Here is a 24,282-nt window from a genome sequence, read left to right as displayed (position 1 = left end):
ATGGGGGTTTTTGGTGTTTTTCAACCGATCGCAAAAATACTATATGGACATTTTTAACCGCAGGTAAACGCAGATAAACGCAGACTTATGTAGATTTGTGCGATCGGTTGATAGAGTGGGAGCTTATTTCACCCACACTGTTTTAATGTTAACAAATTCATGAATTCCTTGGATGCTCAATTCGCGTCCGTAACCGGAGCGTTTGATGCCACCGAAGGGCAATCTCGGGTCGGATTTTACTAAACCGTTGATGAATACCGCGCCGGCCTCTAGTTCGGAAATAAAGCGATCGCTCTCTGAGTTTACTGTAGTCCAAGCTGACGCACCCAAGCCAAAAGATGTGCTATTTGCGAGTTCGATTGCCTCATCGATGCCTGCAACTCGGAATACTAAAGCTACAGGTCCGAAAAATTCTTCTTGACGGGCAGAGGCATTCGGCGGAATGTCTGCCAGAATAGTTGGCAAGTAGAAATTGCCGGTCTTCTCTGACAATGGGCGGCCACCTGTCAGAAGTTTTGCTCCCGATTGGATGCAAGTTTGCACTTGATTTTCCAAGTCTTTGAGGATTGCGGGAGTAGCTAAAGGGCCGATATCGGTTTCTGGCAACATCGGATCGCCTACTTTTAATTGCTCGAATTTTTCGACAAATCCTGTGATGAATTCGTCGGCAATCTCTTCTGCTAAAATAAAGCGTTTGGCTGCGATGCAAGATTGACCGTTATTGAGCATCCGGGATGTCACAGCATTTGATAAAGCTGCTGCTACATCGGCGCTGGACATCACAATAAATGGGTCGCTCCCTCCCAATTCCAGCACTACTTTTTTCAAATTTTTGCCCGCATTTGCTGCCAAACTTTCACCCGCTGGTTCGCTACCGGTGAGAGTTGCTGCTTTTATACGATCGTCCGCAACGATATCGGCTACTTTGTCAGCGCCGACTAACAAAGTTTGAAAAACTCCTTCGGGAAAGCCAGCAAGCGTAAAAATTTCTTCGATTTTCAAAGCGCACTGAGGCACGTTGGAAGCGTGTTTGAGCAAGCCGACATTGCCCGCCATTAGTGCTGGCGCCGCAAACCGAAAAACTTGCCAAAATGGGAAATTCCAGGGCATGACGGCTAAAATAGGGCCCAGCGGTTGGTAGCGGACAAAGCTGCTGCTAGCATCAGTGGTTGCCGGTACGTCTGCCATAAATTGAGCGGCATTTTTGGCGTAATAGCGGCAAACTAAGGCGCATTTTTCCACTTCGCCGATCGCAGATTTGAGCGTTTTGCCCATTTCCAGGGTCATCATTTCAGCGTAAATTTCGCGATCGCGCTCCAAGATGTCTGCAGCTTTCTGCATCCACAGAGCTCTCTGCTCAAACGGCAGTTGGCGGTATTTTTTAAAAGCTTGCTGTGCTAATTCTAGCTTAGCTTCTATTACCTGATCAGCGATCTGCTCGAAAGTTTTCAGCGTTTCTCCCGTTGCCGGGTTGATAGTAGCAATAGCCATGGTTTTATCTCCTGTGTGAAAAACACAAAACTCCCTGCTAGTTTTCAGCCTCGGCAGGGAGTTGTATCAAGGTATTACAAAATAGGAATTTACCACCCACGTTTTCTTTCAGGTCTTGCCAAGTTGCAAGTGCCACGATTTGTTTAAATTTCTCTACTTTTAATTATAGTTCAGAGTCTCGATCACAAATCTTAAGAAAATTTGTCTTTCTGAAATCACGCACAAATCTCGCTTAACAGGCTAGACGACCTGTTCCACAAAAGTTAAATGTTCTTGTGGGGCGGGACGCCCGCCCCTGACAGCTTTATTCACAATTAATGGTGTAAGATGGATGAAATATCTTGTGAGGTATTTCGCCCGCCTTGCATTCTCAAGAACAGGCGCGACGGCCTGTTCCACTACACATTTCTCAATTCCTCTCCCTCAAACAGACTGTTCCTGGACGTAATCCTGCACGTAAGACTGATAGTAATACCTGCTGCCTTTATCGTTATTCGCCACCATTCCCAACAGCGGAATTCCCGCCATTTTTAAATCTTCAAACGCCAACAACAGCGCCTCCCGCTCAGTTTGATGCAGCCCCACTACCAGCATCAATCCGTTAGTGTGAGCCGCCAACAAATTCGCATCCGCCAAACCCAAAAGCGGTGGAGTATCGTAAATAACTAAGTCAAATTGACTTGACAAAGCTGCCATTAAATGCGGCATTTTTCGCGAAGAAAGCACCTTTGTCGGATCGAGAGGAACAGGGCCGGAAGTTAACACAAACAAATTTTCATCGCGGGGCGATCGCAAAATCAACTGTTGCACATCCACATCATCTGCGATCGCATTGTGTAAGCCTTGCCAATTCGGTAAACCCAGCATTTCGTGTACCTGCGGGCGCCGCAAATCGGCATCCACTAACAGCACTTGCTGGCCCATTGCAGCAGCCGCCCGCGCCAGATTGACTGCTACAGTAGACTTGCCGTCAGCTACTTGACAAGAAGTAATTACACAAGAATTGATGGGAGTATCAAGGTTGAGTAAGCGAATATTCGCATTGAGCGATCGAAAAGCTTCTTGAAAAGCATCCGTCGGCATCGGCGAAATTGCCACATCCACCGGGCTTGTCTCAGCAGGAGGAAGTCTCAAAATTTTATCGCTAGCAGGAATTACCCCCAACAAAGGCAGGCGAATCGAATGTTTGACATCCTCTGGAGTTTGGAACACCGTTTTATTGTTAAACCGTTCCGCCAACTGCGCCGCCAGCATACCGAACAGCAAACCAGCCAGTCCCCCCAAAGCCAAATTCAAAGGCATAATCGGAGCAACAGCCATCAACTCGCCATTTTTGTAGCGCGGAATTTCAGGCTTAGCAATAACTTCCCAAGCCACCTCTTTTTTGCCCACAGATTCAAGCTGCAAAGCTTGCTGTTTTGCCAGCAAACCATTCAGCGTATTGTTGGTTAAATCCAACTCGCGCTGCAAATCCGAATAGCGCCGCAAAATCACCGGCAATCCTTGAGAGTATTGATTCAACTGCTTAGCAGCTTGTTCCAAAACTTGATTCCGCACGCCCAGCACCTGAATTAAATTAGCAGTACCAATAAACTGCTCAATTAACTTAATCCGCACCGGATCTTGAAAAGCCAGCACTTGCGAATTTACCTTAGCTAAATCAGTTCCCAGAACCTGTTGGGCTTCTTTCTTCAATAAAGGAATTAGGTTTTTGCGCTGTTCTCGCAACAATTGCATTTGCGGAGTTTCGTCTGTAAACGTAGCCGAGTTAATCGCAATTTGCCCTTCTAATTGCTGCAATTGAGTCAGCATCGCTTGATAGCGGGGAGCTTGACTCAGAGCCGAGGCCATCAGCGCTTGCTTCTGGTTTAATCCGAGCTGATTTTGCAGATTGGAATAGAGCAATCTCTGCTGATTGAGTTGGGTTTGCGCGTCCAATCTTTGCGTTTGAATTTCGCTGATTTGCTGCGCGAGTTGTTGGGTTTGAATTTGCGGGTCGATAAAATTGTACTGCTGCCGCAACTTTTGAATTTCTGTTTGCAGAGCTTGTTGGCGCTTTCGCTGGTTGGGAATTTGCGATTTCACAAAATCCAGAGTCTGACTAATTTGAGTTGTGGTATCTTGCACGCTGTAGTTGCGGTAGCCTAGCGCAACTTTTTCCAAAACAAACTGAATTTTTTTCGGGTCATAATCCCGATATCTAACTTCGATAATCTTGGTATTTTTGAAGCGATTAATTGACAGCCTGGTTTCCTGAGAAAACGGCAAATTATCTGCTTTTTGGTTCAATAGGTAGCTGTAATTTATTTCGGGATACTTAGCCTGCAACTGTTTAATAATCGGCGACATTACTTGCGGGCTTTGCAAAACTTGAATTTGGGATTCATAGTCAAAACCGCCCTTTTCTTCTGTCGCCGGAGCCGCTGGTTGCAGTTTCAGCTCACCGGAGTATATTTTTGCTAACGTATTTTGCGTAACTGCGGGTTCTACTAATAATTGAAAGCGCCCCTCGTACTCGCTTTTTTGATTGAGCGTCCAGGCGAAAACCCCGGTGGTTACTGCAGCTGCTACACCAATGACTAAGATGGAGCGACTGCGGCAAACTTCCCAAAAACTTAACTCTTCTGCCTCGGTTTTCTCTCTGCCTAAAAATTGATCTTCTGCATAAAGCCCGGAAGACATTTTTGGCAGATCAGCATTTTTTTTATGATTAAACTGTGCTATTTGAGATTGTTTCCCTGGTTTCATTGGATTTCTACAACTTATTAGTTTAAACGTCTGTACTGCTGGCGCAGTTTCAGGAACCCGGCTGATTCCTATATTTTTCATTACCAAACCGCAATTTTTTTCAGAAATCGAGTTTCTGAGGTCTTCATTCTCGTCTATTCAAATCACCGAAAAATATCGAATAACCGAAATATTCCTAACAGCGGGCTGAGAGGAGCGAGAGTCCCGCCTACATTATCCGAGAACGTAGCGCGGCCCGATCGCCTTACCATAATTACATCATTATTTTGCAGTTTTGGATTAGATTCTTCATTGGCTGTTGCAGAAAAATTAACCTTAACAGTTAGCTGGGAAACTGTGCCGTTAGGATTGAGGCGAATTAAATCCACCGAATCCATTTGAGCGCGCGCTTTATTAAAACCTCCCGCTGCTACCAGCGCTTGATTTAAAGTAGTGTTGGGAACCACCGCAATCGCTCCCGGCTTCACGACTTCTCCCACAATATTCACCTTAATCGTATCAGGTGAAAAATTAGAATTAGACACTTGTTCATCTTGGGTTACCTCGATATTTTCGGCTTTGGGAACGATTACCGTATCTCCCTGTTGCAGCGCTAAATCTTGGGATACATCTCCCCCTTCCAAAAGTTGCCACAAATTCACATTAATAATTTGCTCTGTACCCGCCCGTGTCAGGCGGCGAACTTGTATTTGTCTGATATCAGCTACCGGCGTAATGCCGCCGGCCATTTTAATTGCCCTCGTTACAGTTTGCTGCAAAACAGTTTCCCCGCCGTTTGTTTCGCTGGCAGCAAACAAACCAGAATTTTCACCCATTTCATTCTCTTGTACCCTACTTTGAGCCTCTTTTGCCAAAGTATAAGTACCGGGGCGAGTTACTTCGCCCACCACAGCAATATTAATTGGTTGAGTGCTTTGTCCGGTAATGTTAGCTACTGCTAAAGTCGGTGCTTCTTGGCGGTTGAGGCTAGTTACAGTGGGAATGAATATAGTATCGCCGTCGCGCAAAGTCATATCCGCTCGCAAATCGCCGTTTTGCAATAATTCCCACAAATCCACACTAATAATTTGTTCAGGTGCGTTGCGCTGGGGGCGGCGGATTTTGATTTGCCGCACGTCTGCTGACTGCGTAATTCCGCCGGCCATTCGCAGAGCCCGCGATATCGTTGGCATTTGAGTTCCCATTTGCTCTGCTGTGCCTCCGGGGCCTGCTGCTGAGGATATTGTATAGGCTCCGGGGCGGTTGATTTCGCCCGCGATCGCAATTTGCAAAGGACGCGGTGCCAGCAGTTTGAGGGTAATCCAAGGACGTTTGAGGTATTTGCCGTATTTGTCTTTAACAGCATTAGAAGCTTGTTCTAGGGTCATCCCGTACACCGAAACGCTGCCAATTAACGGCAAACTCAGGGAACCGTCGGCCTGTACTTGGTGTTGACCGTTGGGCCCGCTGTATTCTGGGACGTTGAAGATGTCCATTTGAATACGATCGCCCGCTCCCAAAGTGTAAACTTCCGATCGTACACTTGAAGGTGCACTTGCCGGAATCGCCGGAAATCCCTGAACAGGAGGCATGGGTACGGGAACAGCAGAACCAGGAGGAGGAGGAGAGAAAGCAGGAGGAGGAGGCAAAAACTGGGCCATCCCTGGAGATGAACCCGCAGCCAGCGCTGACACTGTTAAAAATTTGACCGTGAAACCTTTGACAGTATTGAATTTTGAATAGTTTTTGCTCACCATCGCCTTTTGCCCCTATCCGCTCCCTACCCCGCCACCATCAAATGTAACCCAACTCTTCTAACTTGCTTAGAACTTTTTTAACACTCTCTTCCACACTTTCTCGCTCTGTGTAACAAATAATCTCAGGATTGAGCGGTTCTTCATAAGGATCGTCAATTCCTGTAAAACCCTTAATTTCTCCTGCTCTGGCCTTAGCGTATAGTCCCTTGACATCGCGACCTTCGCACACTTCTAACGGCGCGGTGATATATACTTCAACAAAATTGGGTTCCATTGCTCTAATTTCGTCGCGAATTGCTCTGTAGGGGCTAATAGCTGCGGTCATTACGGCTACTCCATTGCGGCTCAGCAGGTGAGCTACAAATCCAATCCGCCGAATATTAGTATCTCGGTCTTCTTGGCTAAATCCTAAACCTTTTGACAAGTTGGTGCGAACGACATCTCCATCCAATATTTCAACTTTGCAACCTCTTGCCTTCAATTCGGGTTCGAGAGCTTTGGTGATAGTTGTCTTGCCGGAACCGCTCAGCCCGGTGAACCACAAAATAAAACCTTTTTCCATTTTCAGCCGTTAATTACTAAGTGGGAAATTATGAAGACGTAAAACTTTATAGATGCTGTTCCCTTTTTTCTATTATCGTTATTCGCGCTGTCAAATTGCCAATATTTGCGTGCACACAATGAGAAATCAAAAGTTGCGATCGCTCCTGCAGTGATTTAGTAACAAAATTGTGCGCTCGCTGCATAATTCCCGATTTATTATTTGTCAAGTCTTTATACACTAAAATTCACTTCGCGATCGCCAACGCCGAACATCTATCCGTAGCGCACTCATCACCTTAATCTAAAATCTAAAATCTAAAATGCTATTGCCCATGTCTTCGGTCTTAAAAGCAGATGTTTTGGTAGTCGGGGGCGGCACCGGCGGCACTGCAGCAGCCGTGCAAGCAGCCCGCCGAGGTGCCAAAACTATTTTAGTAAGCGAATTCCCCTGGCTGGGAGGAATGCTGACAGCAGCAGGCGTTTCGGCCCCCGATGGCAATGAATTAGCAGCTTTTCAAACCGGTTTGTGGGGCGCATTTTTGCGGGAACTCCAGCAGCGACAGCCGGGAGGTTTGGATTGGGGCTGGGTCAGTTTTTTTACTTACGATCCCCGCACCGGTGCTGAAATTTTCGCTGATTGGGTTAAATGTTTGCCGAACTTGCACTGGATTTCTGGAAAAAAAGCTCACGATGTGCTGTATGAAGGAGATCGCATTTCGGGCGTTCAGTTTGCAGATTTTACGGTTTCGGCCAAAATCACTTTGGATGCAACGGAATTGGGAGATTTGCTGGCTTTAGCGGAGGTTGGACACCGCTGGGGTTGGGAATACCAAGCCGAGTGGGGAGAACCCAGCGCGCCGATCGCCTCTAATACTCTGACAGAGAGCTATTCGGTGCAAGCTCCGACTTGGGTGGCCATCATGCAGGATTTTGGCTTAGGTGCGGTTGCGCCAGAAATTCCCGCGCCGCCTGTTGAAAATCCCGATCGATTTATCGGTGCTTGGGACAGTTACACTCCCGAACAATTTCTCAATTACGGCAGGCTTCCGGGCGGATTGTTGATGATTAATTGGCCGATTCGAGGTAATGATTATGGTGAAGGGGTCGATCGACTCATTAAATCTGAAGCATCTCGACAAGAATTCCTGCAAGAAAGTCTGTGGCACACTCAAAGTTTCGCCCGCTTCATTCAAACCCAACTCGGCCGCCGCTACGGCTTAGCACAGAATATTTTCCCCATTTCAACGATCGAAAATCAACAAAATTCTTCCATTCTTCCTTCCTTTGCCTTACATCCTTACTACCGAGAAAGTCGCCGCTTGCGAGGAGTACAAACAATCCGAGAACAAGATATTTTGCCTATTGCCGGCGGAAGAGTCGCGAAGTTGCCGATAAATTATCAGGGCATTTGTGAAACAATTGCGATCGGTAACTATGCCAATGACCACCACTACCCCAGTGGCGACATTCCTCTGCAGCCCAAATCCATCCGCTGGGGCGGCCGCTGGACGGGAACTCCGTTTACCGTTCCTTACAGCGCGCTAATTCCTGCGAGTACAGACGGTTTGCTAGTCTGCGAAAAAAATATTTCCGTTTCTCACCTCGCCAACGGTGCAACTCGCTTGCAACCGACGGTAATGAATATTGGACAGGCAGCGGGGATGGCGGCGGCTTTGTGCGCGGAATCTGGATGTCAGCCGCGGGATTTGCCGGTAAGAGTTTTGCAGGAAGCTTTGCTGCAAGATTCCGAGGCGAGTGCGGCGGTTATTCCTTTATTTAATTTGACACGGGATCGATCAGACTGGCTCGATTGGCAACGCTATTATCTCGATCGGCCTGAAGCATATCCCGCCAGCGGCGAATGTCAGGAGTCAGTAGAGAAACCAAGCAGTCAAACAGCAAATACCCACAGCCAATTTTCTGGCATTTTCCGCCGCCTCGGCGAACAAGACTGGACACTAACGCTGACAAGCCCTGCATCCTTAGCCGGTCAAACTTGGCAACTCGTGACTTTGGACTCGGAAACCGACAGGTTTTTACAGAATTGTGAAACCGAAAAGCCTCTGACAGTATGGGGTAGGCTGAATTTTGCCGGTGCTTGGCTGCTGGCGGTATCCGTAGAATTGAAAATGTAAGGTTTTTTGCAGAGATCCGAAAATTGCACAGATATCTATCCTGATCGATCGGGGCAAGTCCGTATCACGTAATAGACACTGACACGGATACTACCCATGCAAACCTACACTGCAATTGCTTTACTGAGCCTGTTGGGCATTACCTTGAGTGCCAGCGCCGCTCAAGCTTTTGAATCTTCACTCCCCATTGTCGCAACTGCCACCGCCCAATATATGTTGTCAGCCCAAACTCAACAAAAGGGTGAGCGCGGTCCTGAGAGGGGCAGCGGACGCAGAAATTTTACTGAGCCTAATGTTTACACTCATGCGCTACAAGATTTCTAATGGCACTGGACACAAGCGATTACCACAACTGAGTTGCTTCGGGCCGTTCATTTGAGCACTCGATCGGATTTTCTGGGATTCTAGTTTTTCAGGTTAAGCGACAACTGCACTTTTTGTGGACAGTTCTGAGGAGATTCTTTTTTGTGTGATAAATGTTAGCATATAAACGGGAAACCGCCATCTACCTAGAGATAGATTCTAGTATGTGGCGGTTTTGTATTGAAAACGCTTCAATTAAACAGGAACTAACCACAGGCCTCCGATCATCTGGGTTTTTCAACCGATATCCCTCGCCCTCTAAGCCTTATTTTGGCATTGCACAATTTGAGGACGATTCTTGTGGGGTGTCCCGCCTGCTGTGAAAATACAGCAGATGACCTACGAGATCCCATCCCACAAAACCATCAAAATCTTCCCGCAATTATGCAACAGCCTTATTTTAGTTGATCGAACTTGGTTTCGGCATCCATGACTATTCAAGAATTAGGAGCTCGCAGTCGCCTCAAATTCCTGGGATCGCAACAGTTATTTACCTTCTCCTCCCCACAGGTAGGGTTTAATTTTCAACGGCTGCACTATAATAAACGTGCGATAACTAACTTATATATAGGTAAACTGTCAGCGCAGAGGGTGCAGCAATCTACTTAAATTGGCCACCAATAAGAACCACTTATGCGGTGTGGATAGCCTTTAAGCCCATGCCCCTGTTACCTCAGGGAAATTAACTAACCTGAATATTAGGGTAGCTGGCAAGCTTTCCGGCGACAGTCGGCTATGCTTGATTCGGCGCTCTCGCAATAATTTAATGGAGGATAACAAAATGCCTCCTAATTTGGCTATTTCGGGGATAGTGATGAAAAATGACTCTTTGGATCTGGTCAAAAGCCTCAGCCCTAGTGCAATGGATCAGATCATGCTATATCTGGCGTTTAGCGCCATGAGAACCAGTGGGCACAGGCACGGGGCGTTTCTAGACGCGGCCGCAACGGCGGCTAAGTGTGCCATTTATATGACTTATATGGAGCAGGACAACAACCTGCGGATGACTGGGCACTTGCATCACATTGAGCCTAAACGGGTGAAGGTGATTGTTGAGGAAGTCCGGGAAGCTCTGACTCAGGGAAAATTGCTGAAAATGTTGGGTTCCCAAGAACCTAGATATTTGATTCAGTTTCCTTATGTCTGGTTGGAACAGTATGGTTGGATGCCGGGACGCCCTCGCATTCCGGGAAACAATTTGACTGTAGATGAAAAAAAATATCTCGAAAGCAAGATTCCTCCTAATCCGCCTGATGCTCAACTGATCAATTCTTTTCAGTTTATGGAGTTGATCGAGTTTCTGCACAGGCGATCGCAAGAAGATATGTCTCCAGAAAGGCGAATGCCTTTGAGCGAAGCTCTAGCAGAACACATTAAGCGGCGCTTGATTTATTCTGGGACAGTAACTCGCATTGATTCTCCTTGGGGAATGCCGTTTTATGCCCTCACTCGCGCTACTTATTCTCCGGCAGAGCAGGAAGAGCGGACATTTACTATGGTTGAGGATACGGCTAGATATTTCCGGCTGATGAAGGATTGGGCGGAAAAACAACCGAATGTGATGCGAATTATGGAGACTTTGGATATTCCGCCGGAACGCCTCGACCAAGCCCTTGAGGAATTAGATGAAATTATTCGCAATTGGGCCGATCGCTATCACAAGCGGGGCGAACCGACGATGATTTTACAAATGGTTTTTGGACCGCAAGACGACGCTTAGTTTGATTAACTATTAATCATTAGTCATGAGTTGATTGCGGGAGACTAATGACTAATGATTAATAGCTGATAGCTCGCGAGGCCGAAACCGGGATTCTCTGGAAAAATACTGCGTTAAGGCCTTGAATTATCGTAATAAACCCGGTTTATTAGGTCGCGAATGCGTCCAGCATTAACTAAGCTAAAAAAGCTCTCCAGGCGGCCGCTAAAATAATTGCTGCGATCGCTCCTATGAGTGTATTAAAAAAATTTACCACCTCGTTCGTGAGCCACTCAAACTTTGATTGCACCGTCGCCCCAATGACGCTCTCGATGTTCGTGGCAATAAAAGCTGACATAACACAAAAAACAATTCCTGTCAAGTCAATTAAACCGACCGCCCAACTCAAAAGCGCGATCAGAATTGAGCCGACAATACCTGCGATCGTTCCTTCCAAACTTACGGCCCCTTCCGTACCCCTAGGTACAGGCTGCAAGCTGGTAATTAAAAAAGTCCGCTTCCCGTAAGCTTTGCCGATTTCGCTGGCGCTGGTATCGGAAAGTTTGGTGCAAAAACTCGCCGCGTAACCCAGCAATAATAGGGAAATAGCATCTTGTGGCACAGACATCTTGCCTGTCTCTCCTAAAATAGATAATGCCAAAACTCCCAACGCGCAAAGAGTGGCGGTTAAAGCCGAACCCCAGACATTTTCTGGGCCTCGTGCGCCTGAACGCTTTTCGGCTATGCCTTCTGCTTCTTTTTGGGCTTTGCCGATGCGGGTAACTCCCGATCCGACAAGAAAGTAAAACATCACCACAGCATAGCCTTGCCATCCCAAACAGCCCCAGATGAGGACGCCCAAAACCCAGCCGTGAAATTGCCCAGCGGGAGTGAGCAATTTTTTAGGAGCAATGGTGGCGATCGCGAGTAAAACTGTATTTAGGGCGATCGCCACCAACCAAGGATTAGACCAAGATAAATAATTAAAGAACAATTCTGAATTCTGCATTTAGTACCTCCATGAGCCAAGTCTTATTTCATCTTGCCTTCCCCGTGACCGATATTGCCCAAACCAAAGCGTTCTACGTAGACGGGCTCGGCTGCGAACTAGGTCGCGAATCGCCAAATTCTGCGATTATGGGTTTGTGTGGGCATCAAATTGTCGCCCACGTCAGCCGCGAACCTTTGGCGCCTCAGCGAGGCATCTATCCCCGGCATTTTGGGTTAATTTTTACTTCCGAAGCTGACTGGGAAGCGTTGCTAGAAAAAGCCCAGCAAAACAACTTAAATTTCTATCAAGAACCGAGACGGCGATTTGTCGGTTTGCCTACAGAACACCGTACTTTTTTCTTAGAAGACCCTTTCCACAATATACTTGAGTTCAAGTATTATTGTGAAGCTGAAGCAATTTTTGGTTGCAGCGAATACGCTGAAGTTGGGGATGCTGTTTGATATTTAGTCCGGTAGCGATTTGCATCCTGTGGGGGCGGGTTTAGGAAATTGTTGGTTTTAGGCAATTACTATAGGTCAAACCTGCCTCTACAAAATTTGACATTATACAAGAATGAATCAAACGGTCAATCATGAACTTTCAAGGGTTCTGAAAGTGCTTCAGCGACCGCTTTTAAACTGCTGGAATTTCTCGCCATCATGGCATGGGCGAATACGGACAATTTTACTTCTTTGGCAGCAGATATTTGGGAACTAGAAGCAGGTACAATGATGAAATCCCAATCTGTCCAAATCGAAGTAAAATTGAGTTTTTCCAACAAGGCAGCATCTCGATTTAAATCTTCCAAAAAAGCACTGCCAGGACGCATTTGAACGCAGCCTTTTCCCCAGAGAGTGTAAGCCATCCAAGTACCGCTGTGAGGAGAAGATATGGCAATAAAGCGCTGGACTCGGTTAATGCCGCCTAACCTTTGCAGGTAGTAGCGAGTTACTAAACCGCCCATGCTCAATCCTACTATATCTAAATGTTGTTCTGGCGCAAAGTTTTTGTCTATATAATCTGCTAATTGTTGGGCTAATTCGTCTATGCTGGCATTGCCCCAATGAGGCGAGAGATTGAGGGTGTAAACTGACCATCCCAGTTGAGTGAGGTAGGCAGACATTTTGTAAAAAATTCCCGATTTGCGGAAGATTCCGTGAATTAGCAATACTGGGTTGCGGCTGAAACTGCTATTCATTTTTAAGTGGGAAGTTTATTGTTAATAGGTGCTTTGAGTTCTTCAACTAATTCGTTAATACTTTGGGGTTCTGTCACCATTTGGCGGTGCAGCAAAACGTTGACTTTAACTTCTTTACCTACTGGCATTTGGGAGCTATTCGCCGGTACAATCATTATGTCAAATGGCGTCCACATTGATGTAAAGTTTATGCGTTTGAGCATTGTCACATCTTGATTCAAATCGCGCAGCAAGCCACTATCGGGGCGCATATCCAGGTATCCTGGTAGGCGTAGGGAATAAGCGGTGAGGGTGCCGTGGTGGGGGGAAGATAGGGTGATGAAACGCTGTACGCGGTTGATTCCTCCGAGTCGCTGGACGTAGTAGCGACTGACGATGCCACCCATGCTGTAGCCTACTATGTCTAAAGGCTGTTCTGGGTCGAAGGTTTCAGAGATGTAGTCTGCTAGTTGCTTGGCCAGTAAGTCGAGGCTGAGGCTGCCGTCGTTGGGGGTCAGGTTGAGGCTGTGGACTGACCATCCGAGTTCGGTGAGGCGGGCGGACATTGTGTTGAAAATAATCTTTGTGTCCCAGATGCCGTGTAGGAGGATGACGGGATTGCGATCGAGCGAACTGTTCATTTTGCTGGAAAATTGCTTGGTGATTAAAGCATAAATCACTGCCCTAGGGAGTGTGATCCGTACTAGGACAGCTAGCGAATCGGATCGAGGTACGATCGACAATTAGTGGGAATCGCTAACAAATTCTGAGATACTTGTAAATAAGTGCAAAGCAGGGCTAGTATTTATACTTAAAATTTGCTTTGATGAGGTAGCTTAAAGACAGCCAAATGTAAATTTTGATTAAGAAATGTAGACAAAGGTTGCTCTAGCTCGTAATCTAACTTTGTTGACAAGCTTGTACAAATTTCTCTAAAAGAACAAAAGGAGTAAGTCTAATGTTTGGTTTTATCAAAAATTTCTTCGGCGGTATTTTCGGATTTTTCGCCAGACTGTTGGGCTTGAAAAAGTCTGAATATTTCCTAGATTTGGGCGAATCGGGAGCTAAGGAACCAGCAAAAGTTGCGCCTGCGAAGGCTGAGCCTGTTGCGATCGCACCGGCAAAAGTTGAGTCTGTTAAGTCTGAAAAGTCTGAGAAGTCTGAAAAGTCTGAACCTGCTAAAAAGGCTAAGGTAGAGAAAAAGTCTAAGAAAGAAAAGGAACCAGTCGCTAGCGTTCCTGCTAATACTCCGGAACCCGTGAAGGTACCTGCAGTGGCAGCAACTAACGGAAAAGTGCCGAGTCAAGCTGAACCGAATCGGACTTTTGCTCCTAATAATTTAATGCCGACACCAAATGGAAGTCGTCGAACCCCTGGCCCCAGCATGAACAATTTCCGGGAAATGGCTCGTCAGGTGAAAACGAAATAGGAAATTGGGAATTGATAATAGGGAATTGGGCATGGGATAATTCCCAATGCTGGCGTTAACAAATTAAAAATGGGATTCCTCATTTTTAATTTTAACTCTTGGTTCTATTCCCTATTTTCTGGGTTTCTGAGGAAGGCTAATCCGCTGTATAGCTGAAAAGCTGAGTCCCAAGGAGTTTCGGATTTGCGCTCGACTTCTATATAAGATTCGATCTTGCTCAACATATTAGTGTAATCGAGCACTGTCTCGGCAAAGGGCGTAAATTCTGACCAAACTGTAACGTCAAGCTGGCGATCTAATATTTCCAGTAAATTATTCCAGTTAATTCTGGTGGTACTTTGAGGAATTTGTTGAGAGTTTTTGACTCTCGATGTTTTGTTTTTCTGGTTCGGTGAAGTGGGGAACTCAGCCGAAGCTTTGGTGAAGTCAACTCCTTGTTGAAATTCGTAACTTTGGTCGCAAATTCGCAGAATGCAGTTTCTGCTGGGAATGTGTAAGTCACAGATTTGAGCGTAATCTTGCCTGATTTCTCGGTGGCGAAATTGCTCCTTTCTTCGGTTGGGGGAGTAGTCCATGACTTCGATGAACATCGGCAACAAGCCTTCTACTCTTTGGGTAACTTCTGACCAGTTAAATTCGATCGCACCGAGTCGATCGAGTTGATCTTTGCAAACAACGGCTGGGGAAGAGAGAGACTGGAAGTGCTGCACTCGGAAGATTTGGATTTTTTGAATATTGCTTAGGGTTGCCCAAAATACGGGAATGCCGGCTTTGAGGAGTTCTTTACCGTAAATTCGGAGTTCGGCGATGGGGGCAGTTTTGTAGAGTCTCCAGCCGCGGCTTTGGATTTGCATCCGGGTTGTGTAGGCGTCGATTTTAAATATTCTGCTGATATTTTGAATGGCTGCGGGTTTGTTTTCGGGACTCACGGGTTCGAGGATGAGGAGTCCGGGTTCGAGGTTGCTGGGGTCGTTTTTGGCGGTTTCTATGGCTTGTTGGCGGAGGTTTTGTTGTGCGGTTTCAATCCGTTGAATAGCTTGGCGGGTCTGGGAGACGATTTTGGGGTTGGTGATGTCGCGGAGTATTTGTTTATAGGTTGTTTGGGCTTTTTCGAGGTTCTTGGTGAGTTCGTAGTAGCGGGCGATATAGTATTGTACCCACGGATTTTCGGGAGATTCTTTTTGTAATTGTTTGATGAGTTGGGCAGCTTGTTTGTAGTCTTTACCCTCTAGGGCGGCGGCTATTTGGTTGATGTCTGTCATGGCGGTTGCGGCAATGGCGTTGTTTCTATCTTGGCTGATGTTTGGTTGGTTTCGCTAGTGGTTAATAACTTTGGCTTTTTTTTGTTTGGGAGTTTGGGCTGTTGGGAAAATTTAAGATTTGGATTTTTTAACCGCAGATGTATGCGGATGAACGCGGATGAACGCGGATGTGTAGAGAGGGATGTTGAGTGGATGTGAAAATCAATATAAGTCAAAGTTGATTGGAATTAATGCTTAAGCTGTAGGAACCTTTGCTTGTACGATCGCCTCCTTTAACAACTATTTTATAAGTGCCGTTACTAGGCAATTTTACGGTGAGTTGAGACTCTTGGCGATTCTGGGAGTTACCTGCTGTTTGGGCAATATTTTTACCGCTGGTGTCGAACAGTGTTATGTTGTGGTCGAATGCTCTGCTTTTGAGGTCGATCGTAATAGATTGACCTGCCCGTCCTTGAAAGTTGTGTTGGCGTGATTCGCCGTCTGTGAGGGTTCCCCGCTGCTGTAGGATAGAAAGGGAGGTGAGTTTTGGGCGATCGACATTGCTCAATTCTAAGCCGTAATTGGTCATGGGTGCTTCGGGGCCATTTCCTTCTCGGACTGCGATGATAAAGGCTGTTTTGTTGTTGGGGTCTCGGACTATTTTGTCAATAAAATTGGCTTGTATTTTTTGTTCATTTATAGGTTTTGGTTGATTAAAATTGGGTTTAGATATACAGAGAAGTACGCCTCCATCTTGATAGCGGGCGGCGTAGAACCAGTAGTTTTGACCGTTAGTTGTAAATTCGTTTCTGCTAAAGATAGTAAATCTTTCAAGTTGCGGTAGTTGCTGATTGCGCTGGCAATTTTTATCGATGTATATTTCGTTGACTGATGGCGGTCGCTGGGCGAAAACTGCTGGGACGATGGTGGTTACAATTGCTGAGATGATGCTGAGGGTGAAGGGCGAGCGGGTTTTCATAAATACTTGTTTATCTTTATTCTTGTCAGGTGTTTTACGGTATACTTCCTATTTTATCTTTGTTTTAAATAGTTTTCTAATTCCGCAGTGCGCTGTTTAGTCATGCGATCCAAACATTCACTGAGGAAACCTCCATAACCCGTACCGCCACGATTTTTATAAACTTCAAATTCACAGGTTTTATCTCTTAAGTTAATCCACCCTAATTGGGCTTCGGAAAGTAGCGCCCGCTCTTCGCCACTCAATTGGGAAATCAGTTGTTTGTAAACCTCGTTTAGTCGTTGATCCGAGGCTTCGTAATTCAACCGAATACAAGTTCTGACTTGTGCATCTCCTTGCGGGCGATCGCAATTAATCTGTTGAGCAATGGGAAAAATCGGAGATTGTGCAGAAACTGATTGTGTACCGAAAATTGCCAAAAGCGCGCTGGACCAAAAGAGCGATCGACCTTTCCTTAACTCTATTTTCATTCCCCGTCAACCCACCTATCTGATGAATTCTTTGTTATTTGTTGATATTAGCACTTCTCAAATGCCGCGCCAACTAAAGATAAAGCCACAATCGGAGCTGTCACCGCTCTTAAAATTCTACTACCCAAAGAAACAGCTTCAAAACCAAATTCGATCGCCTTTTCGACCTCCCGCTTAGTCCATCCACCCTCCGGGCCAATAGCTATGACAATCGATAATTCTCCGCCATCTTGCTCCCCCCTTTGTACGGGCAGTCCCCCCGTGTCCGCCCTAAACTGGGGGGGAGCCAAACCGACTAAACAATCCCACAAATGCCGATTGTCCCCGCGAGCAACACAGATAAATCGATTTTTTCGACCGCAATCTTTCACAGCAAAATCAAACGAAATAGGCTCTAAAATCATTGGCACAATTTGACGTTCCGACTGTTCCGCCGCCTCCGCAGCAATTCTCCTCCACCGCTCAACTTTTTGATCGCTTGGTTTGAGCAAAGTTCGATCGCTCGTTACCGGCACAATACTTGCCACACCCAACTCCGTCGCCTGTCTCACAACCTCGTCAAAGCCGTTTCCCTTGGGCAAAGCCGCCATCAAAGTTACTTCCACTGGAAGCTCCCTGTTCACAACAATCTCCTCTGCTATCGAGGCAAATAACCCGGTTTCCTGGGCTTCTAGGACTGCTAACCACCAATGCCCTCGGCCGTCCATCGCAATAAATCGATCGCCCGCTTGCAAACGTAGCACTCGATTTAAATAATGCTGCTGTTCCCTAGTTAAGTCGATTGTGCGATCGCAAATTTGAGTGGCAGTAACTGCTAATCTTTGTAATTGAGCCATTGGATTTTAAATTGCTCTTTCCCTAATATTTTGTTTTATTTAACCGCAGAGAACGCAGAGAACGCAGAGGAAGAGAAAAAGAGAAGAGATGGACAGGCGGAGTTTCAACCGCTCAAAAACAATAAAGGCAGAGCATCTACAACCGGAATTATCTTACAAATTCAAGTTTTTTCTGCAAATGCTCCGCCTTTATATTATTTTTGCGTGAGTTTTATGTGATGTGAGCAAAAATCGACAATTGAAAATCGGCTTATGCTTCCTCCTTAATCTTTTTTAAATAAGTAGAAATCGCTTCTGTAGCTAGCTGTGTAATCGGCTTGCCCTGACGGGCTGCTTCTTCCTTGAGCTCGTTGTAGATTTCATCGCGGACGCTAATTCGACGGCGGACTTTGCCACCGCCAGCAGTGGCAGTCTCGTTCCCGTCATCGTTACTAGACGTAACTTCTAATTCATTTATCTCAGTTGTCATCGAGTCAGCAGATTGGTAGTTGGTTACAAATTGACGGATAGATTCTAACCCGACGCGATCGCAAAAATTGCCAAAACTCTCGCTCAGTTGCCGTTTTTGCTTGAAATAAACAAAAATCGGCTCCAGAAAAGCTTCAAAATCCTTGACGTGCAGCTTTTCCTCAATTGGTTTTGCCAGCCGCGTTTGGTCGGGAGAACCGCCCAGCCAAATCTGGTAGGATTCCGGCGAACTCCCGACAAACCCCAATTCTGCCATATAAGGGCGGGCGCATCCATTTGGGCAACCAGTCATCCGCACCACCAAATGCTCGTCTTGCAAGCCAACTTTCGTCAAAAGTGCCCGAATCCGCTCTAAAATGCTCGGCATCACGCGCTCAGACTCGGTAATCGCCAGCCCGCAAGTCGGCATGGCCGGACACGCCATCCCATAGCGCACCAATGGGTCTATTGCAGTTTCCCGCTGAATGCCGCATCGATCGAGTATTCCCTGAATTTCTTCTTTAAGATCCGGCGAAATATCGTAAATCAGCACGTTTTGGTGCGGCGTCGCCAGTACCGGCAAGTTGTACTTCTGCACAATTTCCCGCAAAGCAGTTTTTAGCTGAAATGAACCTTCATCCTTGATCCGGCCATTATCCACAGAAATGCCGACAAACAGCTTGCCGTCTCCTTGGTCATTCCAGCCCAAGAAATCAAAATACTTCCACTCAGGCAGCGGTTTAAACGCTTCTAGCGGCTTGCCAAAATATTCTGCTACTTTTTCGCGGAACCACTGTACGCCTTTATCGTTAATCAGGTACTTCAGCCGCGCGTGCCGTCTGTCTGTGCGATCGCCGTAATCTCTTTGGGTTGCTACAATTGCCTTGACCAAATGGTAAACATCATCCTTGGCGACATAGCAAATCTCATCCGCAACCCGTGCAAAAGTCTCTTCTTTGTTGTGAGTGCGGCCCAAACCGCCGCCAGCAAACACGTCAAAACCTTGCAACTCGCCAGCTTTATTGGTAATTACCACCAAGCTCAAATCCTGAGAGTACAAGTCAATTGAATTGTCTCCCGGCACGGTAACGGAACACTTGAACTTCCGTGGCATATAATGGCTGCCGTAAATCGGTTCTTCTTTGTCGTCAAATGTTGTGCCGTTGCGGTTGGACTGTCTGGCAGCTTTCACTGCGGGGTCTTCTTCGGCCGAAACAGCCTTTTCCCCATCCAGCCAAATTTCGTAATAAGCACCGGTTTGCGGTGTCAGCAAATCGGCGACATTGTTGGCGTATTGCAGCGCATACTTGTATTCTGGGCGATTTTTGTACGGTGCTGGCGGTGCCATGACGTTGCGGTTCAAGTCGCCGCAAGCTCCCAAGGTTGACCCCATATTTTTAATAATTGAGGAAAACACTGCTTTAAGATTTTTCTTCAACACGCCGTGCAGTTGGAAACCTTGGCGCGTTGTAACGCGGATCGTGTGGTTGCCGTATTCTTCAGATAGCTTGTCTAAGGCTAAGTATAATTGCGGCGGCGTGAACCCGCCGGGATTGCGGGTGCGGAGCATGAACTGATAGTCTTTTTCTTGTCCTTTAACTCGATTGTCGCGGTTGTCTTGCTGGTACGAGCCGTGAAATTTGAGAATCTGAATCCCGTCTTCGGTGAAGTGGGTAGTTTCTTGTAACAGTTCAGTGGCAACGGGTTCTCGTAAATAGTTGCTGCGTTCTTTGAGACCTTCTGATTTAGAGGGCTTGCGCGCAACAGGGGTTGAAGGGGAAGATGTGATCATGGGAATGTATAGTGCCAGTTATAATTAGATACAGCCGAGCGAATATTTCTTGACAATTTGACACTTGACAAATTTACACTTGACAAATATCCTCAGAAATGCTGTGTCGGATATTATGTTGACAACTCGGTTAACAAGTAAGTTAACAAGTAAGTTAATAACGGTAATCCGGTAGGAATTCTGATGTTGTTCAATTGTAACACGATTGACCCGGGGCTGAAAAATTGTAATTAAGAGTTTATACTTTCGATCGCTTAAGTGTACGAAACTTTAGAAATAATTAACCTCAACCATTGAAACTATGTCACTGTATGACGAAGACACCTTTGTGGTGTTAGAAACAAACCAGTCAGAGCAGTTTTTGACGGCGGCGGAACTGTTAGAAAAGCTGAAAGCCGTATTAACCGAGGAACACGAAGATTTGCCGCAGGACGTGGATAAAATATCTGGCGTGGAAGCTCAAGCCAAGTATTTGATTGATACTTATTGTGAATTAGATGTCGGGGCGGGAAAATTTTTACAGTGGTATGCTGTGCGCTTGGAAAAGTAATTTTGGGGATGGGGATTGGTAATACAGTTAGCCGTTAGCAGTTAACATTCAAAAATTCTTCAATCTAAAATCCAAAATCTAAAATCGGTTAATCTTCCAACTGTTGAACCGATGATACTTCAACTGCGGTAACATCGATCGTACCGGGTGGTGTCAAGCGACTAAAATGACCTTCCTCTATTTTCAGAGGTTCGCCACAGTTCGCACACTGAAACTGAGTTTGATTTAAAGCTGTAAATTCGTATTGACAAACTGGACAATTGTCCTCAATTAAATTGCGTTTCAGCCACCACTGAAGCGCGAAAAATGCGACCACAGGCGTCAGCAACAAAAAAGCTACTAAAATCAACACTGATTTAACTATCCAACCCAAACCAATAGACACCAACAAATAGGCGATGCCCAGCAGTATCAACCAATTGCTAATACGGGGTAGCTTGAAAGATATTTTGGGGGTGCCTTGGTTCACGGTGGTCTCCTTGGGTGTCTTTGCAGGTAGGCATAACTCTATCCTACTCAGAAATTCAGGCGGTCGATCGAGTTAATTTTCCCATTGTACACCCAGAAACCGCTCTCTACGGCATAAGTTTATCTGAGTCAGAGGGTTGAAAAATTCCTTGTAAGGATTGACAAAGGGATTCAAAACTAAATCTTGCCAGGGTTTGTTCCCTCAACCAGTGGCGATCGCACCTTTTATCCTCTCCTCGCAGCATTTCCACACAAGCAAGCGCTACTGCTGCTGAATCTCGGTGGGGAACTCGCCATCCCACTTTACCATCTTGCAGCGGATCGGCCGATCCGTCGGTGTCTCCCGCCAGTACGGGTACTCCGCAAGCGAGCGCTTCCAAATAAACTATACCGAAGCCTTCCTGGGAGGGCATTACATAAGCATCGGCCAACTGGTAATGTGCTGCTAAATTTTCTGTCGGTACAAAACCCGCAAATATTACTCTTTCGGTAACTCCCAAATCATCAGCGAGTTTGGCTAATCTCGATCCATCGTCTCCTCTGCCAATAACTAAGTATTTCACATTCGGAAAAGTTTTGGCTATTTGTGGCAAAGCTTGAATTGTGACATCGACGCCTTTGTAAATATCCGTCGATCGCAATCTGGCTACAGTCATCAATATTTTAGCACCAACCAAATTGTACTGCTCTAATAAATCCTGTGGCTTCTGTCCAGTGGTAAATATATTTTCATCAACAGTACAAGGCACTATTTGGAACTTTTCAGGATTTAATTGGTTAATTTCGCAAGTGCGATCGCGCGTGTATCTGCTAATAGTCCAAATAGTCTCAGCTTGTCTCATTGCTGTTTGATATTTGGGAGCAAGCGGTTCCCAAACTTCCTTGCCGTAAGTTAAAATTGTGTAGGGAATTCCCAAGGGTTGGCACAGAATTTGAATTAGCGGTGCGAGTTTGATGTGACCGCAAAAAACCCGCTGCGGTCGTTTTTGCAGCAATCGAGTTAGTAATACTGTAGCAAAATTAAGACGACCCAACCAGGGATTCTCGGTTTGGATGTAATAAAATTTCAGATTTTTTGACTCGTAAGGATTGTTGCAGTCTGGGGAATCTCGCAACAGCAAAACTTCAGCTTGCCGCGGGAAGTTTGTCCTTGCGGTTATTGACACGTAAGCTTTGAGAATGTCTTGAACGTAGGATTGAATGCCGCCTTCGCTGGCAAATATTTCTAGGAAACAGAATAGGTGATTTGCCGATCGCATCTCAGATTTACCCATTGACAGCGCAGACAATTATTGCATTATAGTGATTTTGTCAAAAAGGGCGATCGCCATTATCCAGAGCTTTTAAACCATGTCAAGATGACTGTAGTTGGAGGTTTTACAGCCCAATACTCGACTCATCTACTCTCACCGTTGGTTTTGAGGGACTATCTGCTTTTTTACTAGGGCTTTTTAACGGGCTGCATCGGTTAGTGCGAAACTTTTTTTATAGTTTACTATGATTTACCATAATTGACTGTAAACTTAATGATTTTTTACAATATCCTACCCCAAGCAAAATTTAAGATTTATTAAGTTGGTGCGGCGCGTCCGAGCAGACTGAGGATTAGCAGATGGTGTCGATCGAGGATATCGCATTTTTAGTCTTTGGTAAAAGTATTGTCTATCCAAAGATAGATATAGAACCAGTATTTAATTGTTATCATCAGCAAGATAGAGAGTTAAATTTAATATGACTCGGCCAGCTTTTAAAAGCAATTTCTGAAAGATTTTGTCGAAAATATCCTCCTAAAAATTTGTCACGCATTGCCAAAAAATTAATGCTTATAAAGCATTAAAAAAAGATTAATATCGTTGATTATTTTGGCATCGAGGAGATAGTTTGAATCTTCATCTTTTCGGTTAACAAAAGTAGTCTGGCGAGCCGAGTGAAAAGTTTTTACGAGCAGAAAATAAACACGATCTCGTACAATCATGTACAAAGAAAAGCCGCTCACCTAAAACATTAGGTATTCGAGCTTAAACCTAACAAAGCTAATGTTAGGTTGGCAAGGTCATATTTACGAGCGACTCTCTCCAAATGAGCCTTCATTGGAGTTTGAGGTGAAACGAGTAACGATCGCACTCAGTCTTTTTAGTCTACTCAGCAGCACTCTGGCAAGTTGCACAGCCGCTTCCCGGAACGCTCAAAACAGCATACAAACCAGCAACTCAAAACTTTCATCAGTTGCTGTAGCAGTCCGCGACCTCGGTAATCCATTCTTCGTACAAGTTGGCAAGGGCGCTGAGGCCGCAGCCAAGAAAATCGGCGGTGCAAACGTGAGGACAACTCTCGTTTCCAGCGGCGATGATTTAAATCAGCAATTCAATCAAATCGAAAACTTTATTGCCTCTAATGTCAGCATGATTGTACTCAATGCTGCGGACACCAAAGGCATTGCACCCGCTGTCGAAAAAGCCAAGCAAGCCGGAATTCCGATAATTGCAGTTGATACCGCCGCCGAGGGAGGCGTGGATGCCACAGTTACTTCAAATAACGTGCAAGCTGGCGAAGTAAGCTGTCAATATATAGCCGATCGCTTGAAAGGAAAAGGCAGCGTTGTGATTATCAACGGGCCTCCCGTCGCTTCAGTCGTCGAGCGAGTTCAGGGGTGCCAAAGTGTCTTCTCCAAATATCCCGATCTCAAGGTTCTTTCCAAAGATCAGAACGCAGAAGGCAGCCGCGATGGCGGGTTAAGAGTGATGAGCGATTTGCTTACTTCCTTCCCAAAAATTGATGCTGTTTTTGCAATTAATGACCCCTGTGCCATTGGTGCAGAATTAGCAGCCAAACAGGCACAAAGGAGCGAGTTCTTTATTGTGGGAGTCGATGGCGCACCTGAAGCTTTAGATGCACTCAAGCAGAACAACAGTTTATTTGTGGCTACAGCAGCTCAAGATCCATTTCGCATGGCAGCCAAGGCAGTTGAAGTCGGCAACGACATTCTCAAAGGAAACAAGCCAGCCAATCCAAACATTCTGATTCCAGTCGCGTTGATTACTCGAGAAAACGTCAATCAACATAAAGGCTGGACAAGCGAGTGACCTTCTTCGTGTCAAGTTAAGACTAAAACCCTTGAGGAATCCCGTTTTTGCCCGAGTCTAGATCCCCCTAAATCCCCCTTCTTAAGGGGGACTTTGAGAAGAAT

General features: G+C 45.9%; 21 protein-coding genes. 7 read left to right on the top strand and 14 right to left on the bottom strand.

The features are described 5' to 3' along the window. Nucleotides 1–123: 123 nt before the first annotated feature. From QUA27_RS21240 to cysC, 4 genes are all read right to left on the bottom strand, one after another. Nucleotides 124–1,491: an NAD-dependent succinate-semialdehyde dehydrogenase gene (locus tag QUA27_RS21240; protein WP_333070234.1), complete on the bottom strand. Its 1,368-nt coding sequence runs from the start codon at nt 1,489–1,491 to the stop codon at nt 124–126. Nucleotides 1,492–1,914: 423 nt separating this feature from the next. Next, complete coding sequence (locus tag QUA27_RS21235) at nt 1,915–4,239, bottom strand: GumC family protein (protein WP_333070232.1); 2,325 nt, start codon at nt 4,237–4,239, stop codon at nt 1,915–1,917. Nucleotides 4,240–4,382: 143 nt separating this feature from the next. Continuing rightward, nucleotides 4,383–5,975 (bottom strand): polysaccharide biosynthesis/export family protein, encoded by a 1,593-nt coding sequence (locus QUA27_RS21230; protein WP_333070230.1) that lies wholly within the window; start codon nt 5,973–5,975, stop codon nt 4,383–4,385. A 37-nt stretch (nt 5,976–6,012) separates the two neighbouring features. Continuing rightward, nucleotides 6,013–6,537, bottom strand: coding sequence for an adenylyl-sulfate kinase (cysC, locus tag QUA27_RS21225; protein WP_199292456.1), 525 nt, complete (start codon nt 6,535–6,537; stop codon nt 6,013–6,015). Nucleotides 6,538–6,850: 313 nt separating this feature from the next. Between cysC and QUA27_RS21220 the strand changes: the two genes are divergently transcribed. The 3 genes from QUA27_RS21220 to hetR all read left to right on the top strand — a co-directional run bounded on the left by QUA27_RS21220 (nt 6,851) and on the right by hetR (nt 10,736). Next, nucleotides 6,851–8,653, top strand: coding sequence for an FAD-dependent oxidoreductase (locus QUA27_RS21220; protein WP_333070227.1), 1,803 nt, complete (start codon nt 6,851–6,853; stop codon nt 8,651–8,653). 96 nt (nt 8,654–8,749) lie between these two features. Next, nucleotides 8,750–8,977 carry a heterocyst-inhibiting protein PatX gene (patX, locus tag QUA27_RS21215; protein ID WP_333070225.1) on the top strand — a complete coding sequence of 76 codons (228 nt, stop codon included), beginning with the start codon at nt 8,750–8,752 and terminating at the stop codon, nt 8,975–8,977. A gap of 853 nt (nt 8,978–9,830) precedes the next feature. Then, on the top strand, nt 9,831–10,736 hold the full coding sequence (hetR, locus tag QUA27_RS21210; RefSeq protein WP_333070270.1) for a heterocyst differentiation master regulator HetR: 906 nt from the start codon (nt 9,831–9,833) through the stop codon (nt 10,734–10,736). A 175-nt stretch (nt 10,737–10,911) separates the two neighbouring features. Here the strand turns inward: hetR and QUA27_RS21205 are convergent, their stop codons facing one another. Continuing rightward, nucleotides 10,912–11,724 carry a TIGR00297 family protein gene (locus QUA27_RS21205; RefSeq protein WP_333070223.1) on the bottom strand — a complete coding sequence of 271 codons (813 nt, stop codon included), beginning with the start codon at nt 11,722–11,724 and terminating at the stop codon, nt 10,912–10,914. An 11-nt stretch (nt 11,725–11,735) separates the two neighbouring features. On the opposite strand from QUA27_RS21205, the gene QUA27_RS21200 reads away from it, so the two are divergent. Then, complete coding sequence (locus QUA27_RS21200) at nt 11,736–12,167, top strand: VOC family protein (RefSeq protein ID WP_333070221.1); 432 nt, start codon at nt 11,736–11,738, stop codon at nt 12,165–12,167. A 125-nt stretch (nt 12,168–12,292) separates the two neighbouring features. Here the strand turns inward: QUA27_RS21200 and QUA27_RS21195 are convergent, their stop codons facing one another. After that, nucleotides 12,293–12,904, bottom strand: a complete 612-nt coding sequence (locus QUA27_RS21195) for an esterase/lipase family protein (RefSeq protein WP_333070219.1) — start codon at nt 12,902–12,904, stop codon at nt 12,293–12,295. Nucleotides 12,905–12,906: 2 nt separating this feature from the next. Beyond that, nucleotides 12,907–13,524, bottom strand: coding sequence for an esterase/lipase family protein (locus tag QUA27_RS21190; RefSeq protein WP_333070218.1), 618 nt, complete (start codon nt 13,522–13,524; stop codon nt 12,907–12,909). 317 nt (nt 13,525–13,841) lie between these two features. Here QUA27_RS21190 and QUA27_RS21185 point away from each other — a divergent pair, with 317 nt between their 5' ends. After that, on the top strand, nt 13,842–14,312 hold the full coding sequence (locus tag QUA27_RS21185) for a hypothetical protein (protein WP_333070216.1): 471 nt from the start codon (nt 13,842–13,844) through the stop codon (nt 14,310–14,312). 104 nt (nt 14,313–14,416) lie between these two features. Here the strand turns inward: QUA27_RS21185 and QUA27_RS21180 are convergent, their stop codons facing one another. The 5 genes from QUA27_RS21180 to sir all read right to left on the bottom strand — a co-directional run bounded on the left by QUA27_RS21180 (nt 14,417) and on the right by sir (nt 20,077). Further along, the gene (locus QUA27_RS21180; RefSeq protein WP_333070214.1) at nt 14,417–15,574 is read right to left on the bottom strand and encodes a tetratricopeptide repeat protein; all 1,158 of its coding nucleotides are present in this window, start codon (nt 15,572–15,574) and stop codon (nt 14,417–14,419) included. A gap of 211 nt (nt 15,575–15,785) precedes the next feature. Next, entirely contained in the window at nt 15,786–16,532 is a 747-nt protein-coding gene (locus QUA27_RS21175) for a PPC domain-containing protein (protein ID WP_333070212.1), read from the bottom strand. A gap of 53 nt (nt 16,533–16,585) precedes the next feature. Next, on the bottom strand, nt 16,586–17,002 hold the full coding sequence (locus QUA27_RS21170; RefSeq protein ID WP_333070210.1) for a lysozyme inhibitor LprI family protein: 417 nt from the start codon (nt 17,000–17,002) through the stop codon (nt 16,586–16,588). Nucleotides 17,003–17,049: 47 nt separating this feature from the next. Next, nucleotides 17,050–17,838, bottom strand: a complete 789-nt coding sequence (locus tag QUA27_RS21165; RefSeq protein WP_333070208.1) for a 16S rRNA (uracil(1498)-N(3))-methyltransferase — start codon at nt 17,836–17,838, stop codon at nt 17,050–17,052. 250 nt (nt 17,839–18,088) lie between these two features. Further along, the gene (gene sir / locus QUA27_RS21160) at nt 18,089–20,077 is read right to left on the bottom strand and encodes a sulfite reductase, ferredoxin dependent (protein WP_333070207.1); all 1,989 of its coding nucleotides are present in this window, start codon (nt 20,075–20,077) and stop codon (nt 18,089–18,091) included. A 301-nt stretch (nt 20,078–20,378) separates the two neighbouring features. Here sir and QUA27_RS21155 point away from each other — a divergent pair, with 301 nt between their 5' ends. Further along, entirely contained in the window at nt 20,379–20,627 is a 249-nt protein-coding gene (locus QUA27_RS21155) for a CRR7 family NDH-1 assembly protein (RefSeq protein ID WP_333034902.1), read from the top strand. Nucleotides 20,628–20,715: 88 nt separating this feature from the next. On the opposite strand, the gene QUA27_RS21150 is transcribed toward QUA27_RS21155, so the two are convergent. Both QUA27_RS21150 and QUA27_RS21145 read right to left on the bottom strand, forming a co-directional pair. Then, the gene (locus QUA27_RS21150; protein WP_190737398.1) at nt 20,716–21,096 is read right to left on the bottom strand and encodes a hypothetical protein; all 381 of its coding nucleotides are present in this window, start codon (nt 21,094–21,096) and stop codon (nt 20,716–20,718) included. A gap of 106 nt (nt 21,097–21,202) precedes the next feature. Further along, the gene (locus QUA27_RS21145; protein WP_333070206.1) at nt 21,203–22,369 is read right to left on the bottom strand and encodes a glycosyltransferase family 4 protein; all 1,167 of its coding nucleotides are present in this window, start codon (nt 22,367–22,369) and stop codon (nt 21,203–21,205) included. A 762-nt stretch (nt 22,370–23,131) separates the two neighbouring features. Here QUA27_RS21145 and QUA27_RS21140 point away from each other — a divergent pair. Next, complete coding sequence (locus tag QUA27_RS21140; protein WP_333070205.1) at nt 23,132–24,178, top strand: ABC transporter substrate-binding protein; 1,047 nt, start codon at nt 23,132–23,134, stop codon at nt 24,176–24,178. Nucleotides 24,179–24,282: the final 104 nt, after the last annotated feature.

The organism is Microcoleus harperi Pol14_C6 (assembly GCF_036701295.1).
Lineage (GTDB): Bacteria > Cyanobacteriota > Cyanobacteriia > Cyanobacteriales > Microcoleaceae > Microcoleus.
This window is presented reverse-complemented; position numbering and strand designations above follow the sequence as displayed.